Genomic DNA, 15,701 nt, shown 5'->3' on the forward strand with positions numbered 1-15,701 from the left:
CTCAGGTGTTGGTGCCTCAGGTGTTGGTGCCTCAGGTGTTGGTGCCTCAGGTGTTGGTGCCTCAGGTGTTGGTGCCTCAGGTGTTGGTGCCTCAGTCATGGCGTGCTGGTCTCCGCGGCGGCGCTCGCTCGGCTGTGGCCAAGCGTGCCGGGTCGGTTGGCGCGATCGGTGGCGCGGTGTATCACATGCCCCGCGTCGCCCGCACCGTGTGCGGGCGATTCGTTGTATTTGTCCCGCAGGACGCTTGCGTCCCGAAGGTTCGGAAGGGGACCCGATGACGACCGCCGTCGATCTCGACAAGCTCGACCTTGCCGCGCTGCTGTGCTCGCGGGTGTGCCATGACGTGATCAGCCCGGTCGGGGCCATCGTCAACGGACTCGAAGTTCTGGAGGACGAGGACGACGCCAGCATGAAGGCGTTCGCGCTCGACCTCATCGCCAAAAGCGCGCGACAGGCGTCCGCCCGCCTGCAGTTCGCCCGCCTCGCCTTCGGCGCCGCCGGTTCCGCTGGCGCGCAGATCGACACGGGCGACGCCGAGAGCGTGGCGCGCGGCTTCATCCAGGATGACCGCACCAGCCTCGAATGGCAGGTGCCGCGCACCCTGTCGCCGAAGAACAAGGTCAAGCTGCTGCTGAACCTCATCATGGTGGCGGCCTCGACCATTCCGCGCGGCGGGCGCATTTCCGTCGTGGCGACGGGCGAGGGCGAGGAGGGCGGCTTCCGCCTCACCACACAGGGCAGCCATTCGCGCATTCCCCCCCATCTCGTCGACCTGCTCGCCGGCCATGCCTCCGAGGGCGGCTCGGTCGACGCCCACGCCATCCAGCCGCACTATACCGGCCTGCTGGCGCGCGCGACCGGCTATGGCATCTGTCTCGCCGTCGAGGGTGATGGCGTGGCGATCGTCGTCGAGCGGGATGGATCGGCTTTCGCAGCGTTACCTTCAGACGACATTAACGTGATCCGGTGAAACTCGCCCTGTGTCCCGAACGGGGCGCAGGTGCAGTTTCGAATCGCCGGTCATTCATGTTGTCTGCTGATATGTCTTCCGCCGCTCGCGGCGCTGTTCCGGCCGCCCCCCTCGCCTTGCCGGGGGCTCCGGGCGAAGAAGCGGCCGGACCGGTCGCGCTGCTGGCGTTTCAGCTTCACGGCATGCGTTTTACCCTGCCGGCGGAGCGCGTGCTGGAAGCGATGACGCTGTCCGGGGAGCGCTGGCGGCGCATGGTGGAGATGGCCAGGCTCGGCACGCTCGGGCAGAGCGGCCTGCCGCTCATCCGCCTTTCGGCACGGCTCGGCCTGGAGCCGCCGCGCACCGAGCGCGGCGCGCTGGTGCTGTTCGGCACCGCCGACAAGGTGCGGGCAACCCTGCTGATCGACGACCTTCCCGAGCGCACCCATGGACGCGTGACCGTGCTGCCCGACGCCTGGCGTGCGGCATTTGGCCCGTGCGAGGACATGATCGGCGGCGTGGCGCGACTTGCCGATGGCGCGCAGGCGGCGGTGATCGACCTTGCCATCGGCGTGGCGGAACGGCGGGCGCCGCCTGCCCGCGCTGACCGGCAGGATAGCGCCCATCTGCTGGTGCGGACGGGCCGCGCGGAACTGGAGGCGGTGCGCGTGGCCTCGCTCAGCGGCATCCGGGCGATTGCACAATCGCAGCCCGAGGCCGGCCCGCGCATGCTGCTTCTGCTCGGCGGCGCCGGCGAGGCGCTGGCGGTGGACGAAGTGGTGGGCCTGGCGCCCGAGGGGCGCATCGAGCGGCTGGGCGAGGCACGCATGCTGGTGACGCCGAGCGGGCGCTACCGGCTGCTGGAGCCCGACGCCACGGCGCCGGTGGCGATGGAAGGCGCGCGCATCCTGCTCACCGCCCCGGCCGGGGAGGCCCGCACGCGGCTGCGCGATCTCGTGCGGTCCATGGGCCACCGGGTGTCTCTGGCCGACGATCCCCGCGCGGCACGGCTGGTGGGCGGTCGGTTCGACATTCTGCTGTTCGATCTCGATGCGTATGACGCGGGCGCGGACCGGGGCATGCCAACCCGTGCGCGCCGCATCGGCGTGAGTTCCGCCGCGCTCGCCACGCTTCCTCCCGGCTTCGAGGCGGTGGTGCCGGCGCAGGATCCGGTGGCGCTGGTGGCGGCTCTCCTGCAGACGCCCGCGCGCGCCGCCTGAGGCGCGCGGATCACAGCTGCGGCATAGGCATTTGCCCGGCCTCAACGGCAAGAGGCGCGGCTGCTAGTCTGGCCCGCAGGCGAGGGATTCCCGCGGAGACGAAGGCCGGCGTGAGACGGGCATGAAACGGGCATGAGACGGGCATGAGACGGGCATGAGACGGGAATGGGCCATAGGGTTCGGCATGCGCGGACGGGACCGCATCGGTCTGGCCGCTGGCCTGCGGCTGCTGCTGGCCTTGTTCGCGCTCAGTGGCGTGCTGGCCGGCCCGGCGGCGGCGAGCATGGTGATCATCGGCGGCAGCGTGGCGCCAGCGGGCATGCCTTGCCATGAGACGGCGGGGGACGTGGCCGGCGCCGCCTCGACGTATTCTGCCTCCAGTCCCTCCGCCTACATGCCTTCCGTGCAACTGCCCGATCCGGCGCGCCGGCACCTGTGCTGCGTGATCGGCCAGATCGTCGCGCCGCCGCACGCCGCGCCGTCCTTTTCCCACCCCGAGGCGCGCCGCGTGCCGCCCGTGCTGCGGCCCGGCCAGCGCCTCGCGGGTCACGAGCCGCTGACGCCGGTACCGCCGCCCCGCGCCGTCTGATCGTCGATAGCTGCGCGCGGTGGGTCCCGCCGCGCCTTTTCACGATCTCACGGAGAAAACTCATGTCGAACCTGACCCGGGTGGCGCTCGTCGCGGCCACGCTCTCATGTGCCAGTTCATTTGCGGGTACCTTCGCGTTTGCCCAGAGCGCGGCGCCGAACTCGTCCATGCCTATGCAGAACATGCCTATGCAGAACATGCCGATGCCGCATGGCGCCACGCCGATGGACCACAGCGCCCATATGGCCTCACCCTCCGATGCCGCCTCGACCAAAGCCTTCGAGGAGGCCAATGCGCGCATGCACGAGGGCATGGCCATCCCCTTCACCGGCAACACCGATGTCGACTTCGCCAGCGGCATGATCCCCCATCACCAGGGCGCCATCGACATGGCGAAGATTGAACTGCGCTACGGCAAGGACCCCGAATTGCGGAAGCTGGCGGAGGCGATCATCGCCGCGCAGGAGAGCGAGATCGCCTTCCTGAAGGCATGGCTGGGCAAGAACGCGAAATAGTGGGGCGGGGGCGGTGCCGGTACCCGCCGGCATCGCTGCGCCCCGCGTGCCGGGCATGCCGGGCAGGGCTCGGCCGGCAAACAAAAACCCCGCCTTGCGGCGGGGTTGAAGTTCGGGAGGGCCCCGGTGTGCGGGGAGGGGCAGGGACGGCTCAGGCCGGGATGCGCTGCTCCTGGTCGCCGGTCTCGCGCAGCACATAGCCGCGGCCCCAGACGGTCTCGATGAAATTGTGGCCCTGGCTGGCATTCGCAAGCTTCTTGCGCAGCTTGCAGATGAACACGTCGATGATCTTCAACTCGGGCTCGTCCATGCCGCCATAGAGATGGTTGAGGAACATCTCCTTGGTGAGCGTGGTGCCCTTGCGCAGGGAGAGCAGCTCCAGCATCTGGTATTCCTTTCCGGTGAGGTGCACGCGGTTTCCCGCCACCTCGACCGTCTTGGTGTCCAGATTGACCACCAGATCGCCCGTCGTGATGACGGACTGGGCGTGCCCCTTGGAGCGGCGCACGATGGCGTGAATGCGGGCGACCAGCTCATCCTTGTGGAACGGCTTGGTCAGATAGTCGTCGGCGCCGAAGCCCAGGCCCTTCACCTTGTCCTCGATGCCGGCGAGGCCGGAGAGGATGAGGATGGGGGTCTTCACCTTCGCGACGCGCAGGCCCTTCAGCACATCATAGCCCGACATGTCGGGCAGGTTCAGATCGAGCAGGATGATGTCGTAATCATAGAGCTTGCCGAGATCCACGCCTTCTTCGCCGAGATCCGTCGTGTAGACGTTGAAACTCTCGGACTTGAGCATCAGCTCGATGCTCTGCGCGGTCGCGCGGTCATCCTCGATAAGCAAGACGCGCATGCCAATCCCCTTCCCTCGCCACGGCCCCGGGGGTTTCAGCGCTCGACTCGGAACAACTCCCGGCCCGAGCGTGACCCCTCCCGCGCCCGGCCCGGCACACCGATTCGTTTACTTGGTCCTTAGAGGTAGCAAGAGCGGATTCCGGAGCGCAAGCGAAGACGCGAAAATTCTTCGAGTCTCCACAAGCATCTGGCCGGAAATCAGAATTTGCCAGATCGTCAGTTCAAGTCGAATCTTAAGGTGTGCCCGTAAGTGAGTCCGGCGACTCTGCTTTTCGGCAGATGCCGCCGGTCCGCACCGGACGATGGACCGATCATTAACGAGGCCGGTAAACAAAACGTTTCGATCGCCTTGACGATTCACCGAATCGGTCGGCAAGTACCGTCAAAAGCCGCCGGAGTAAGGATCCGGCAACATCTGTTGGCGATCATGGGCGTGCCGCCGCGTAAAGGGCGGCTCGACCGGACGCGCGTCGGTGCCAGCCCTGGTGCCCCCTGTCGTGCGTCGGCCCGACAGAGTGGAGTAACGCCGGCCATGAAGTCGCTCGATACGCTCGTCCGCCTCAAGCGGTTCCAGGTGGACGAAAAGCGCCGTCATTTTACGCAGATCCAGACCATGATCGCGGATTTCGATCGGATGGCGCGTGACCTCGACCGCGAGATCGAAGCCGAGGAGCAGCGCTCCGGCATCACCGACACCCAGCATTTCGCCTATTCGACCTATGCGCGCGCCGCCGCCACCCGCCGCGACAATCTGCGTCGCTCGGCGGACGAACTGAAGCAGCAGCTCGACGAGGCCAGCGTCCAGCTGGAAGGGGCGCTGGACGACCTCAAGAAAGTCGAGGCGCTCAACGAGCGCGAGCGCGGCGTGGAAGCGCCGGTCGAGATCCCCGTGCGGGCCGGGCGCGCCGCGCGCCTTGCCGTCGGTGCCTGAGGATCCCGCGGCGCGTGACGATCACTCCGCGATCGGCGGGGCATGGCGGCCGGCGCCGCGGGCGATGAGCCCCGTCAGGCGCGGGTCGTCCGCAACCTCGATGGCGCGGGCATAGGGGCGGAAGCCGGCGCGCATGTAGAAGGCGACCGCGGCCTGATGATCCAGCGTGCATGTGTGCACATGCACCCGCGCCGGGCGGCTCGCCCAGGCCAGCGCCAGCGCGCGGTTCATCATGAAGCGCCCGGCGCCGCTGCCGACCAGTTCCGGCGCCACGCCGAAGAATGCCAGCTCGACCTCGCCGGGCACGCGGAAGTCCAGCTCCAGCAGCCCGATATCTTCCCCGCCACGCCGCAGCGCATGGATCGAGACATCCGGGCTGGCGAGCACCGCGGCCAGTTCCGCATCGTCCATCGCCAGCCGCGAGAACCACAGCCATTCCTCGCCGACGCGGCGGAACAGGGCGCGATACCAGCCCGGATCCGGCGCGGTGACATGGTGCAGCGTCAGCCCGCCGTCGCCGCGCTCCTCCAGGGGGCGGGGCGGGGCGGTCATGTCAAGGAAGGTCACCACGGCGGCGATCTTGCCGGGCGGCAGGCTCGTATAGCCGTTGAGGTTGAGGTGCGGGGCGGTAGTGGCGATGTCGTTCATGGCGGCTGGCCTACATGCTTCGCGGCACCGAGAAAAGCGCAAAGGCAGTGTCGGGCGGGCGTGAGCGCGAGCGCGGGCGCGGGTGTTTCGGGGGTTCACAGCCGCGAATTTTCAGATATCTTGCGGAGAATTGAATTTAATACATATAAAGAGAGTGAATTCATGACCGTCGCCGTCACGATCGACCAGGTGGGAAAGAGCTTCGGCACCGGCCCCGCCGCCCTCGATAACGTGTCGCTGGAGGTTCGCCCGAGCGAACTGGTGGCGTTGCTCGGTCCTTCCGGCTCCGGCAAGACGACGCTGCTGCGCATTGTCGCCGGCCTTGAGCAGCCCAGCCACGGCCGCGTGCTGTTTGACGGGCATGACGCGCTCTCGGTACCGGTGCGTCGGCGGGGCATCGGCTTCGTGTTCCAGAATTACGCGCTGTTCCGTCACATGACGGTGGCGGAGAACGTCGCGTTCGGCCTGCGCTCGCGCCCGCGCGCCGAGCTTCCCACCGAGACGGAAATCCGGTCGCGCGTCGCCGATCTCCTGGCTCTGGTGCAACTGGAGACTTATGGCGGGCGCTTCCCGGCGCAGCTTTCCGGTGGTCAGCGCCAGCGCGTGGCGCTTGCCCGCGCGCTGGCCATCGAGCCGAAGGTTCTGCTGCTCGACGAGCCGTTCGGCGCGCTCGATGCGCTGGTGCGCAAGGAACTGCGCAAATGGCTGCGCGAACTGCACGACCGCACCGGCCACACCACGCTGTTCGTCACCCATGACCAGGAGGAGGCGCTCGAACTCGCCGACCGCGTGGTGGTGATGGGCAAAGGCCGGATCGAGCAGGTGGGCACGCCCGACGATGTCTATGACCGGCCCGCCAGCGCCACGGTGTTCGGCTTCATGGGCGAATCCAGCCGGATCGAGGTCGAGGTGAAGGACGGCGTCGCCCATGCCGGCACGACCGCCATCGCCGCCGCCACCCAGCCGGTTCCCGACGGGCCGGGGCTGCTCTATGTGCGCCCGCACGACGTCTCGCTCGGCCTGCCGGGAACGCCGGGCCTCAAGGGCGAGGTGCGCGCCTTCCGGCGCCATGGCGCGATCCGCCGGGTGGAGATCGGTGTCGGCTCGGCGCTGTTCGAGGCCGATATCGCCCCGACCGTTCGCGTGCCGATCGGCGAGCCGGTGGCGGTGCGGCTGGACCGCGCCCGGCTGTTCGCCAGCGGCGGGCCCGGCGTCGACTGCCGCGCCCCCTCCGCGCAGCAGACCGGCGAATACGCGATCTGATTCCCCGCCCGATCGCGCTCCATCCGGCCGGCGCGTCAGCGCGCGGTGAGGAGAAAGGCGCTCTCGCGGACGGGATGGACACCCTTCAACCCCTGCGTCAGCGCGCGCGTCTCGATGCCGGCCACGTGATAGGCCGCGCCATAGAGGCGGCGCACCTCGTGCTCGTTCACCGCGAAGGGCGGGCCGATGGCGAGAGAGGGATCGTAATCGAGCGTGATGAGCAGTTGCGGCGCGTGGCGGCTGGCGGCCGCCAGATGCGCGGCATAGCGCGTGCGCACCGCCTCGGGCAGGGCGACCAGCGCGGCGCGGTCATAGACGGCATCCACATGGCCCAGCGTGGCGTGGTCCAGATCGAAGATGTCGCCGACGAAAACGGTGAGCCGCTCCGCCTCGAAGCGCTTCAGCGTGCCTTCATGGGTGATGCGCGGGGGGAGGGCCAACTCGGCGAAGAGCTGTTCCACCGCCAGCCGGCTGAGTTCGGCACCGACCACCTCATGTCCCTGCGCGAGCAGCCAGTGCAGATCGCGGCTCTTGCCGCAGAGCGGCACGAACACGCGCGCCCCCGCTGCGAGGCCGAGCGCGGAGACATGACGCAGCAGGAGCGGATTGGTCTCGGCCTGGTGAAAGGCAATCTCGTTCCTTTCCCATTTGCGGTGCCAGAACTCAGGTTCCATCGCGCGGCCCTCCTGCGAGCCAACATGGCGGTGCGGCCGGGTCGTCCCGGCCTTGCTTCTGCATAGGCCGATGGCGCGGCGGGTTCAAATGGCCGGTCTGCGTGGGGCGCGATCCGCGCTCAGCGCCCGGTGCGCCGGATGAAGGCGCCGAAGGCGCGCGGCCCGTCCGCCACCGCGATGTCGTCGACAACCTTCAGCGTCGCGGTGTCGATCACGCTCAGCGTATTGGCTTCCCAGTTGGCGACATAGACGAAGGCCCCGTCCTCGCTCGCCGCGATGCCTTCGGGATAGTCGCCGACCGGAAGGGTGGCGAGGGTCGCCAGCGTCGCCACATCGAACACGCTGACCGTGGAATCATACTGGTCGGTGACGAAGGCGCGGCCGCCGGCCAGCGCCACCGCATAGGGGCGCTGGCCCACCTTCACCGTGGCGATCACCTTGCGGGCGGCGATGTCGATCACGCTCACATCATTCGAGGCCACATTGGCGGAGTAGGCGCGCCGGCCCGCCGCATCGATGGTCACGCCGAACGGGCGCGCGCCGACAGGGATCGAGGCGAGGCGGGTGAGGGTCAATGTGTCGATGACGCTCACCGCATCGGAAACGCGGTCGGCGGAGAGCAGCAGCGCGCCGTCGGGCGTGACCGCGAGGCCCGAGGGGGAGTTGCCCACCTTCACCTCCCCGGTGACGGCGCCGCTCGCCGCGTCCACGGCGACGATGCGGTGCTGGTACCAGTCCGCGACATAGGCGGGGCTGCCGGACGGGTGCACCGCGACGCCGAGCGGCCCGCCGCCGACCTCGACGCGGTGGGTAATGGTGCGGCTGGCGGCATCCACGATGGTGAGCGCCTTGCCATCCGGCGAGGTGACGAAGGCGCGGGCGCCATCCGGCGACACGGCGATGCCCGCCGGCTTGCCGGGAATGGGCAGTGTGGCGACGACCTTCCGGCTCGCGAGATCGACAATGGAGAGCATTTCCGCTGGCTGCGAGGTGATGAAGGCCTCGTCCGCCCGGGCGGGGAGGGTACCAGAAAGGGCAAGCGTCGCCATGAGCACGACCAGAAGCCCTCTTCCCGAGGGCGTGGGCCGGGTGAGGGGGCCGGCGCCATCCATGGCCCTGCGGCGGATCGGCGGACGGCGTTCCCCCTCACCCCAACCCTCTCCCCGCCGGGGAGAGGGAGCGAGGGCCGGCATGCGCACCGCTCAGTTTCCGCCTTCGATCTGCTTCTTCAGGCCGTCGAGCCCGGCCTTGTAGAGCCCGGTCACGGCCGCGATGGCGGCGTCGTCGTTCAGTTCCGGCGGCGGATCGTTATTGGGGAAGCCTCGGTAGAACGCGCCCCGCCATTCGACCTCGGACTTGGTGCCGTCGCCGGTCGGCGTCACGATCAGCCAGGAGGAGTAATTGGTGACGGGCAGAACCTTCACGTCCACCTTGTCGATGCGGTACATGAGCGTCATCTTTTCCGGGTCGAGCTTGGCGACTTCCTCGTCCACGGTCGCGCCGTTCTTCAGCGTGAGCGTGCGCTTGGCGCCGGGCGCATTGCCGCCCGTGCCCTCGGTCTTGGCGACCACGGGAATCCACCCGCCGTCCTGGAAATTGGAGACGACCGCCCACACCTTTTCCGGCGTGGCGTTGATCTCGATTTTCTCGGAGACCTTCTGCCGCGTCGGGCCATGCGCGGAGGCGGCGCCGACGGCGGCAATCATCGAGGTGGCGGCCAGCGCCGCGGCAAACAGCTGAAGTTTCATCGTTTCCATCCCGGACAGGGTTCGTTGCGGACTTTTCTCGTCCGTTGGGAACTAATCTAGGGACAGAATCGACGTTCGTGAACTCTCCACGCGGCGAAAAATAGCGACCGTGAATTCTTAGAGAATCTTAAGAGAATTCTTTCAGTATTTTCAGGAATGCCGTGCCGAACGCCTCCAGCTTGGCGGCGCCGACACCCTTGATGCCGGCCAGTTCGGTGCGGTTGCGCGGGTGCTCCACCGCCATTTCCTCCAGCGTCTTGTCGGCAAACACCACATAGGCCGGCACGCCGCGATCGGCGGCGAGTTCGCGGCGCAGCGCCTTGAGCTTGCCGAGCAGCGCGCTCTCCGCCGGGGCAAGTTCGGCCCCGCGCTCGGAGCGGGCGAAGCGGTTGCGCTCGCGCTTGGCGGGCGCGCGCAGGGTGAAGGCCTTGGTGCCGGCGAGCACGGCGAGGCCGGCCTCGGTGAGGGTGAGGGCGCCATAGCGCTGCGGGTCGGCGTGGAGCGCGTTGGTGGCCACCAGCTGGCGCAGCAGCGCGCGCCACTCGGTCGCCGGCTTGTCCGCCCCCGTGCCGAAATCGGCCAGCCGGTCATGGCCCCGCGCCGTCACCGGATCGGTGCGCTGGCCGGTGACGATGCCCGCGACATAGGCCGCACCATAGCGCTCGCCCGTCGCGCGGACGATGCGCAGCACGAGCTGGGCGTCGCGGCTGGCATCCACCACCTTCGGGGGATCGCGGCACACGTCGCAGGCGCCGCAGGGCTTGGCCCGCTCGCCGAAATAGCCGAGCAGCACCGCGCGCCGGCAGGTCACGGCCTCGCAGAAGCCGACCATGGCGTCGAGCCGGCGGGCCTCCACCATCTTGCGCTCGGGCGCGGAGGGTTCCTCATCGAGGAAGCGGCGGCGGGTGGCGATGTCGCCGGCCGAATAGAGCAGCAGCGCCTCGGCCGGCTGGCCATCGCGCCCGGCACGGCCGATCTCCTGGTAATAGGCCTCCAGCGTGCCGGGGGAATCGGCGTGCAGCACATAGCGCACATCGGACTTGTCGATGCCCATGCCGAAGGCGACGGTGGCGACCATCACCACCCCGTCCTCGGCGAGGAAGACTTCCTGGTTGGCCCCGCGCACCTCGGGCGTCAGGCCGGCATGATAGGGCAGGGCGCGGATGCCGGCGGCGGAAAGGCGCTCGGCGGTCTCGTCCACCTTCTTGCGCGAGATGCGGTAGACGATGCCCGACAGCCCCTCGCGGGCCCGCACGAAGCTCTCGATCTGCCGGGCCGGATCCTTCTTGTCCTCGACGCCGATGAAGATGTTCGGCCGGTCGAAGCCGGAAACGAAGACACGCGCCTGTCCGCCGAACAGCCGCTCCACGATGTCGTCGCGCGTCGCCTTGTCGGCGGTGGCGGTGAGCGCGACCAGCGGCACGTCCGGGAAGATTTCGCGCAGCCGGCCGAGGCCGAGATATTCGTTGCGGAAGGAATGGCCCCATTGCGAGATGCAATGCGCCTCGTCCACCGCCACCAGGCCGAGCGTGAGGCGGGAGAGCGCGGCGAGCATGCGCTCGGTCATCAGCCGCTCAGGCGCGAGATAGAGAAGGCTTATCTCGCCCGCCGCGACACGGCGCCAGATGGCGACATTGTCGTCACGGGATTTGCCGGAGTGAATGGCCTCGGCGGCGACGCCCTGAAGCTTGAGCGCGTTGACCTGATCGTCCATCAGCGCGATCAGCGGCGAGATGACGATGGAGAGCCCGCCAAAGACCAGGGCGGGCAGCTGGTAGCACAGCGACTTGCCCGCGCCGGTGGGCATCACCGCCAGCGTCGGCACGCCGGCCAGCACCGCGTCCACCACATCCTGCTGGCCCGGCCGGAATCGATCGAAGCCGAACACCTCCGCCAGCCGGGTGCGCTTCATCGCCTCGATTTCCGGCGGCAGCAAACCTGGGGGATGCAGACCTGGGGTGTGCAAACCTGGGGTGTGCTGGCCCGGCGTGGGGGGAACGGAAATGTTCATCGCGTGGATGCGTGCCCCTTGGTGGCGTTCGGACCCTTGAAGGTTGGCGTGCAGACGGAAATGGTGGGGCCGCTCGCCGACCGGATTCGCGAGCCCGCCAGAGAATCACTCGCCATGGCCCTCGAACTGACCCTTGGTTTAACCCTCGTCGCGCTGCTGTTCGAGGCCGCTTTAGGCTATCCGCCGCTTTTGCTCAAGGCGATCGGCCATCCCGTCATGTGGGCGGGCCGGCTGATCGGCGGGCTCGACGCCACGATCAACCGTGACAGCGACAGCCCCCGCACGCGCCGGCTTGCCGGCGTGGCGGCGCTGGCGATCCTCCTGCTGGTGGCGCTGGCGGCGGGTGCCGGCGTGCAGAACCTGTTGCTGCGACTGCCGTTCGGCCTACTGCTCGTGGCTTTGGTGGCCTCCTCGCTCTTCGCCCAGCGCAGCCTTTATGATCACGTGGCGCGCGTGGCGGACGGGCTCGACGCCAGCCTGGAAGCGGGGCGCGCGGCGGTGTCGCATATTGTCGGGCGCGACCCGGAGCGGCTGGACGAGGCGGGTGTGGCGCGTGCCGCCATCGAGAGCCTGGCGGAGAATTTCTCCGACGGCATCGTCGCGCCTGCCCTGTGGATGGTGGTCGGCGGGCTGCCGGGCGGGGTCGCCTACAAGATGGTGAACACCGCCGACAGCATGATCGGCCATCGCGACAGCCGCCACCTTCACTTCGGCTGGGCGGCGGCGCGGTTCGATGATCTGGTCAACCTGCCGGCCTCGCGCCTCGCGGGGGTGCTGATGGTGGCCGGGGCGGTATTCGTACGCGGCGCCTCGCCCCTCCGTGCGTGGCGGGCCATGCTGCGCGACGCCGCCAAGCACCGTTCGCCCAATGCCGGCTGGCCGGAGGCGGCGCTGGCCGGCGCGCTCGGCATCGGCATTGCCGGCCCGCGCTATTATGGCGGCAAGCTTTCCACCGATGGGGTGATGGGCGAGGGCGGCCGGCGCGACTGCACCGCCGACGATATCCGCCGCTCGCTCGCGCTCTATCGCGCGGCCGATGGCGTGATGCTCGCCCTGCTGGCGGCCGGCGCGCTGGCGATGGCGCTGTGAGAGAGCGGGGAATCCCCCTCTCCCCCACGGGGAGAGGGCTGGGGTGAGGGGATCACCAACACTCGGCCATCGCGTCGCCCCTCACCGACCCGCGTCGCGGGCCCCCTCTCCCCGATGGCGAGAGGGAAGGAAAGATGCCCGCTGCGCGCCTCTTCTGGCTTTATCCGCTCCGGGATCGCGCGCAAACCGGAGAGCGATCTCGGCTCATCTCGGCGCTCGGCTGCGATGACGGTCGCGGAGGGCGATCAACGCGCCAATTCCAGCAGCCGGTCGAGGTCGACATGCCGCTCCAGATGCGCAGCCAGCGCGTCGAGCGTCTCCTCCACGCCGGTTTCATAGGCGAGCGGGCTCGGCGCCGCGCCAAGTCGCGCCAGCCAATGGGCACGCTGGCGATCGTCGGCGAACAGGCCATGCGCATAGGTGCCGATCACCCGCCCGTCGGCGGAGACGGCGCCCTCCGGCATCGGGCCGTCCGGCCCGTCGATCTGCGCGAAGGGGCGGGTCCGGCCCGGCCCCTGCGTCACGCCCATATGCATTTCATACCCCGCGAAGGGGATGTCAGCGGCGGTGCCGGTGATGGCGACCAGCCGCTTGTCGCCGGAGAGCACCGTTTCCACATCGAGCAGGCCAAGGCCGGCCACGCTGCCGGGCTGGCCCTCGATGCCATCCGGGTCGGCGATGGTGCGGCCCAGCATCTGGTAGCCGCCGCACAGCCCGAGAACCTGACCGCCGCGCCGCACATGGGCGAGGAGGTCGATATCCCAGCCGTGGCGGCGGAAATCTTCCAGATCGGCGATGGTGGATTTCGAGCCGGGCAGGATGACGAGGTCGGCATCGCCCGGCAGCGCGCCGCCGGGGCGGATGCGCATCACCTCCACCGCCGGCTCGGCCTCCAGCGGGTCGAGATCGTCGAAATTGGCGATGCGCGGCAGGATCGGCACGGCGATTCGCAGCGTCGCATCCGGCTTGGGCCGGGCGGGGGCGTCGAGGGCGAGAGCGTCCTCGGCCGGCAGGCGCCGGGCGTCGGGAAAGAAGGGAATGAGGCCGAGCGGCTCCCAGCCGGTTCGCCGCGCGATCTCCGCCATGCCGGGGGCAAACAATGCGGGGTCGCCGCGGAAACGGTTGACGAGGAATCCGCGGATCATCGAAGCGTCATCCTCGGGCAGCACGGCGCCGGTGCCGACCAGACTGGCGATCACGCCGCCGCGGTCGATATCGCCGATCAGCACCACGGGCACGTTGGCGGCGCGGGCGAAGCCCATATTGGCGATGTCGCCGGCACGCAGATTGATCTCGGAGGCCGAGCCCGCGCCTTCCACCAGCACAAGGTCGGCCTGCGCCCGCAGCGTCTCAAAGCTCTCCAGCACCGCCGCCATCAGGGCGGGCTTGAGCGCCTGATACTCGCTCGCCCGCGCGTTGCCGCGCGCGCGACCCTGCACCACGACCTGCGCGCCGATCTCGCTCTGCGGCTTCAGCAGAACGGGGTTCATGTGGACGGAAGGCGGCACGCCTGCCGCGCGGGCCTGCAGCGCCTGGGCGCGGCCGATCTCGCCACCATCCGGCGTGACGGCGGCATTGTTCGACATGTTCTGCGGCTTGAACGGGCGGACTCGGAGCCCGCGCTGCGTGAAGGCGCGGGCAAGGCCGGCGACGATGAGCGACTTGCCGACATCCGAGCCGGTGCCCTGGAACATGAGGGCGCGCGTTGTCACCGCCCGCCCTCATTCCGCAACGACATCAGCCTCTGCGCGCTTCGAGATAATCGATGCGGCGTTCCAGATTGGCTTCGCGCACCATGCCGGGAATGAGGAACAGGTCGACCAGCTGGCCGATGCCGAGCAGGCCGAGCGTCAGCAGCCACAGCGCGCCGGTCCAGTAGCGCCCGGCATAGAAGCGATGAATGCCGCAAACGCCGATCAGGCAGAAGAACCAGAACAGGTAGGCGACAGGGGTGGAACGCATCGAGGCGTTTCTCCGTAGATGGGTCACGCCGCGAGTTTCGGCGTCTCTCATCACATAGGAATGTCATCGGCAAATTGTGAGAGCGCACGGTTCAATTCCTCACCGGAAAGGCATCGGGACGGCGTCAGAACTCGATGCCTGGCTGCGCCTTCACCCCGGCTTTGAAGTGGTGCTTCACCAGGCTCATCTCGGTGACGAGATCGGCGGCTTCCACCAGCGCCGACTTGGCGTTGCGTCCGGTCACGACGACATGCAGCCCCGACCGGCGCGCGGCGAGCGCACCGATCACCTCCTCCAGCGGGAGATAGTCGTAGCGCAGCGCGATGTTGAGCTCGTCGAGAATGACGAGGCCGATGGTCGGATCCGCCATCAATTCCCGGGCCTTTTCCCAGGCCCGGCGCGCGGCCGCGATGTCGCGGGCGAGGTCCTGCGTCTCCCAGGTGAAGCCCTCGCCCATGGCGTGCCAGTCGACCCGGTCGCCGAAGCTCGCCAGCGCGTCGCGCTCGCCGGACTGCCAGGCGCCCTTGATGAACTGCACGACGCCGACCCTCCAGCCGTGGCCCAGCGTGCGCAGCGCGAGGCCGAAGGCGGCGGTGGACTTGCCCTTGCCGGCGCCGGTATGGACGATGAGAAGACCCTTCTCCACCGTCTTGCCCGCCACTTCGGCGTCCTGCACCGCCTTGCGCTTTTCCATCTTGGCGCGATGGCGGGCGGCATCCTCATCGGAAATGTCGGTCATCATTTCACTTTCATCGGCAGCCCGGCGACCATGAAGATCACCGTGTCGGCGTGGGCCGCCACCATCTGGTTGAGCCGGCCCTGCGCGTCGCGGAAGCGGCGGGCCAGCGCGTTGTCGGGCACGATGCCGAGGCCGGTCTCGTTGGAGACCACCACGACCGGGCCGTCATGGGCGCCCAGCGCGTCGACCAGCGCCGCGCATTCGGCCGCAAGGTCCGCCTCGGCGAGAAGGCGGTTGGTGAGCCACAATGTCAGGCAGTCGACCAGCACCGGCTGGCCGGGGGTGAGCCCGGCCAGTGTGCCCGGGAGATCGTGCGGGGCATCCAGCGTCTGCCAGCCCTCGCCCCGGCGGGCGCGATGCAGGCCGATGCGCTCGGTCATCTCGGCATCATAGGCCTCAGCCGTGGCGATATAGATCCACGGCGGCGGCAGGCGCTCGACGATTTCCTCGGCATGGCGGCTCTTGCCGGAGCGGGCGCCGCCGAGAACGAAGATGAGGCTCATCGCCC

At 68.8% G+C, this 15,701-nt stretch carries 17 protein-coding genes; 7 read left to right on the forward strand and 10 right to left on the reverse strand.

Annotated features, from left to right (window positions below):
- Positions 1–274: 274 nt before the first annotated feature.
- From chpT to copM, 4 genes are all read left to right on the forward strand, one after another.
- Complete coding sequence (gene chpT / locus QOZ99_RS18495; RefSeq protein WP_306891477.1) at positions 275–970, forward strand: histidine phosphotransferase ChpT; 696 nt, start codon at positions 275–277, stop codon at positions 968–970.
- 71 nt (positions 971–1,041) lie between these two features.
- On the forward strand, positions 1,042–2,169 hold the full coding sequence (locus tag QOZ99_RS18500; RefSeq protein WP_306891478.1) for a chemotaxis protein CheW: 1,128 nt from the start codon (positions 1,042–1,044) through the stop codon (positions 2,167–2,169).
- Between the two features lie 154 nt (positions 2,170–2,323).
- The gene (locus QOZ99_RS18505) at positions 2,324–2,758 is read left to right on the forward strand and encodes a hypothetical protein (protein ID WP_306891479.1); all 435 of its coding nucleotides are present in this window, start codon (positions 2,324–2,326) and stop codon (positions 2,756–2,758) included.
- 188 nt (positions 2,759–2,946) lie between these two features.
- On the forward strand, positions 2,947–3,273 hold the full coding sequence (gene copM / locus QOZ99_RS18510; RefSeq protein WP_370876891.1) for a CopM family metallochaperone: 327 nt from the start codon (positions 2,947–2,949) through the stop codon (positions 3,271–3,273).
- A gap of 151 nt (positions 3,274–3,424) precedes the next feature.
- Here the strand turns inward: copM and ctrA are convergent, their stop codons facing one another.
- A complete protein-coding gene (gene ctrA, locus QOZ99_RS18515; RefSeq protein ID WP_183189923.1) occupies positions 3,425–4,126 on the reverse strand; it encodes a response regulator transcription factor CtrA in 702 nt (233 codons plus the stop codon).
- A 534-nt stretch (positions 4,127–4,660) separates the two neighbouring features.
- Between ctrA and QOZ99_RS18520 the strand changes: the two genes are divergently transcribed.
- Positions 4,661–5,059 carry a flagellar export protein FliJ gene (locus tag QOZ99_RS18520; protein WP_306891480.1) on the forward strand — a complete coding sequence of 133 codons (399 nt, stop codon included), beginning with the start codon at positions 4,661–4,663 and terminating at the stop codon, positions 5,057–5,059.
- Between the two features lie 21 nt (positions 5,060–5,080).
- On the opposite strand, the gene QOZ99_RS18525 is transcribed toward QOZ99_RS18520, so the two are convergent.
- Positions 5,081–5,707, reverse strand: coding sequence for a GNAT family N-acetyltransferase (locus QOZ99_RS18525; RefSeq protein ID WP_306891481.1), 627 nt, complete (start codon positions 5,705–5,707; stop codon positions 5,081–5,083).
- Between the two features lie 162 nt (positions 5,708–5,869).
- Here QOZ99_RS18525 and QOZ99_RS18530 point away from each other — a divergent pair, with 162 nt between their 5' ends.
- Complete coding sequence (locus tag QOZ99_RS18530) at positions 5,870–6,970, forward strand: sulfate/molybdate ABC transporter ATP-binding protein (RefSeq protein ID WP_306891482.1); 1,101 nt, start codon at positions 5,870–5,872, stop codon at positions 6,968–6,970.
- 35 nt (positions 6,971–7,005) lie between these two features.
- On the opposite strand, the gene tmpT is transcribed toward QOZ99_RS18530, so the two are convergent.
- The 4 genes from tmpT to recQ form a co-directional block, all read right to left on the reverse strand.
- Positions 7,006–7,644 (reverse strand): thiopurine S-methyltransferase, encoded by a 639-nt coding sequence (tmpT, locus tag QOZ99_RS18535; RefSeq protein ID WP_306891483.1) that lies wholly within the window; start codon positions 7,642–7,644, stop codon positions 7,006–7,008.
- A 119-nt stretch (positions 7,645–7,763) separates the two neighbouring features.
- Positions 7,764–8,693, reverse strand: coding sequence for a YVTN family beta-propeller repeat protein (locus tag QOZ99_RS18540; protein WP_306891484.1), 930 nt, complete (start codon positions 8,691–8,693; stop codon positions 7,764–7,766).
- Between the two features lie 153 nt (positions 8,694–8,846).
- Positions 8,847–9,392: an SRPBCC family protein gene (locus QOZ99_RS18545; RefSeq protein WP_306891485.1), complete on the reverse strand. Its 546-nt coding sequence runs from the start codon at positions 9,390–9,392 to the stop codon at positions 8,847–8,849.
- A 127-nt stretch (positions 9,393–9,519) separates the two neighbouring features.
- Positions 9,520–11,304 (reverse strand): DNA helicase RecQ, encoded by a 1,785-nt coding sequence (recQ, locus tag QOZ99_RS18550; protein ID WP_306891486.1) that lies wholly within the window; start codon positions 11,302–11,304, stop codon positions 9,520–9,522.
- Positions 11,305–11,517: 213 nt separating this feature from the next.
- Here recQ and cbiB point away from each other — a divergent pair, with 213 nt between their 5' ends.
- Positions 11,518–12,492, forward strand: a complete 975-nt coding sequence (gene cbiB, locus QOZ99_RS18555) for an adenosylcobinamide-phosphate synthase CbiB (RefSeq protein WP_306891487.1) — start codon at positions 11,518–11,520, stop codon at positions 12,490–12,492.
- 245 nt (positions 12,493–12,737) lie between these two features.
- Here cbiB and QOZ99_RS18560 read toward each other — a convergent pair whose 3' ends face one another.
- From QOZ99_RS18560 to cobU, 4 genes are all read right to left on the reverse strand, one after another.
- Positions 12,738–14,186 (reverse strand): cobyric acid synthase, encoded by a 1,449-nt coding sequence (locus QOZ99_RS18560; RefSeq protein WP_306891534.1) that lies wholly within the window; start codon positions 14,184–14,186, stop codon positions 12,738–12,740.
- A gap of 43 nt (positions 14,187–14,229) precedes the next feature.
- Entirely contained in the window at positions 14,230–14,454 is a 225-nt protein-coding gene (locus tag QOZ99_RS18565; protein WP_306891488.1) for an NINE protein, read from the reverse strand.
- A 124-nt stretch (positions 14,455–14,578) separates the two neighbouring features.
- A complete protein-coding gene (gene cobO, locus QOZ99_RS18570) occupies positions 14,579–15,193 on the reverse strand; it encodes a cob(I)yrinic acid a,c-diamide adenosyltransferase (protein ID WP_306891535.1) in 615 nt (204 codons plus the stop codon).
- A complete protein-coding gene (gene cobU, locus QOZ99_RS18575; protein WP_306891489.1) occupies positions 15,193–15,696 on the reverse strand; it encodes a bifunctional adenosylcobinamide kinase/adenosylcobinamide-phosphate guanylyltransferase in 504 nt (167 codons plus the stop codon). Before cobU ends, cobO begins: the two co-directional genes overlap by 1 nt.
- Between the last annotated feature and the right edge of the window lie 5 nt (positions 15,697–15,701).

The sequence above is a fragment of the Ancylobacter amanitiformis genome (assembly GCF_030814815.1).
Classification (GTDB): Bacteria; Pseudomonadota; Alphaproteobacteria; order Rhizobiales; family Xanthobacteraceae; genus Ancylobacter; species Ancylobacter amanitiformis.

Excerpts from the sequence above, each read along its gene's own strand:
- chpT (WP_306891477.1), top strand. The coding sequence starts at position 275 with ATGACGACCGCCGTCGATCTCGACAAGCTCGACCTTGCCGCGCTGCTG.
- QOZ99_RS18500 (WP_306891478.1), top strand. The coding sequence starts at position 1,042 with ATGTCTTCCGCCGCTCGCGGCGCTGTTCCGGCCGCCCCCCTCGCCTTG.
- QOZ99_RS18505 (WP_306891479.1), top strand. The coding sequence starts at position 2,324 with ATGAGACGGGAATGGGCCATAGGGTTCGGCATGCGCGGACGGGACCGC.
- copM (WP_370876891.1), top strand. The coding sequence starts at position 2,947 with ATGCAGAACATGCCGATGCCGCATGGCGCCACGCCGATGGACCACAGC.
- ctrA (WP_183189923.1), bottom strand. The coding sequence starts at position 4,126 with ATGCGCGTCTTGCTTATCGAGGATGACCGCGCGACCGCGCAGAGCATC.
- QOZ99_RS18520 (WP_306891480.1), top strand. The coding sequence starts at position 4,661 with ATGAAGTCGCTCGATACGCTCGTCCGCCTCAAGCGGTTCCAGGTGGAC.
- QOZ99_RS18525 (WP_306891481.1), bottom strand. The coding sequence starts at position 5,707 with ATGAACGACATCGCCACTACCGCCCCGCACCTCAACCTCAACGGCTAT.
- QOZ99_RS18530 (WP_306891482.1), top strand. The coding sequence starts at position 5,870 with ATGACCGTCGCCGTCACGATCGACCAGGTGGGAAAGAGCTTCGGCACC.
- tmpT (WP_306891483.1), bottom strand. The coding sequence starts at position 7,644 with ATGGAACCTGAGTTCTGGCACCGCAAATGGGAAAGGAACGAGATTGCC.
- QOZ99_RS18540 (WP_306891484.1), bottom strand. The coding sequence starts at position 8,693 with ATGGCGACGCTTGCCCTTTCTGGTACCCTCCCCGCCCGGGCGGACGAG.
- QOZ99_RS18545 (WP_306891485.1), bottom strand. The coding sequence starts at position 9,392 with ATGAAACTTCAGCTGTTTGCCGCGGCGCTGGCCGCCACCTCGATGATT.
- recQ (WP_306891486.1), bottom strand. The coding sequence starts at position 11,304 with ATGAAGCGCACCCGGCTGGCGGAGGTGTTCGGCTTCGATCGATTCCGG.
- cbiB (WP_306891487.1), top strand. The coding sequence starts at position 11,518 with ATGGCCCTCGAACTGACCCTTGGTTTAACCCTCGTCGCGCTGCTGTTC.
- QOZ99_RS18560 (WP_306891534.1), bottom strand. The coding sequence starts at position 14,186 with ATGTTCCAGGGCACCGGCTCGGATGTCGGCAAGTCGCTCATCGTCGCC.
- QOZ99_RS18565 (WP_306891488.1), bottom strand. The coding sequence starts at position 14,454 with ATGCGTTCCACCCCTGTCGCCTACCTGTTCTGGTTCTTCTGCCTGATC.
- cobO (WP_306891535.1), bottom strand. The coding sequence starts at position 15,193 with ATGACCGACATTTCCGATGAGGATGCCGCCCGCCATCGCGCCAAGATG.
- cobU (WP_306891489.1), bottom strand. The coding sequence starts at position 15,696 with ATGAGCCTCATCTTCGTTCTCGGCGGCGCCCGCTCCGGCAAGAGCCGC.